Source organism: Paenibacillus popilliae ATCC 14706 (genome assembly GCF_000315235.1).
GTDB lineage: Bacteria > Bacillota > Bacilli > Paenibacillales > Paenibacillaceae > Paenibacillus_B > Paenibacillus_B popilliae.
Genome location: NZ_BALG01000357.1, coordinates 1 through 405 on the forward strand (window position 1 = coordinate 1; position 405 = coordinate 405).

The 405-nt window shown below is 51.1% G+C and carries 1 protein-coding gene; it reads left to right on the forward strand.

The window, feature by feature from the left end; translation table 11 throughout:
* Positions 1-405, forward strand: a 405-nt coding sequence (locus PPOP_RS22990; protein WP_042229737.1) for a hypothetical protein, incomplete at both ends; no start/stop codon positions are given.

Genomic DNA, 405 nt, shown 5'->3' on the forward strand with positions numbered 1-405 from the left:
TATCCGAATCGTTCCGGCATCCGAGTCAACTCGCCAAATTCATATACGAAGGAAATAAAAAAGCGGTGCAAGCCGTGGAGAATAACTTGCAGGCTAGCTTGTTCGGTCCCGGGGAAGCGGAAGCGAATGCGCATATCCGACAGCAAGTGGACAAGCAACGCGTGCTGCGAACGATGGTGTCGTTGGCGCAATTGATGGAGCAAATCGATTCAGAAATAACGATAACGGATTTGGCAGCCCAAGCGCAACTGCTTGCCGCCTTGGAGCAAGCAGCGGGGACAGAGGAAGAGCGAGCCGCATATTGGAGTAATCTAGAGGCAGCAGCGGAGAACGTCATCCAGGTCAAGCAAGCCAAAGAAAACATAAACGGGCAACGCCAAGCTTTACAACACCTATTTTTACCTA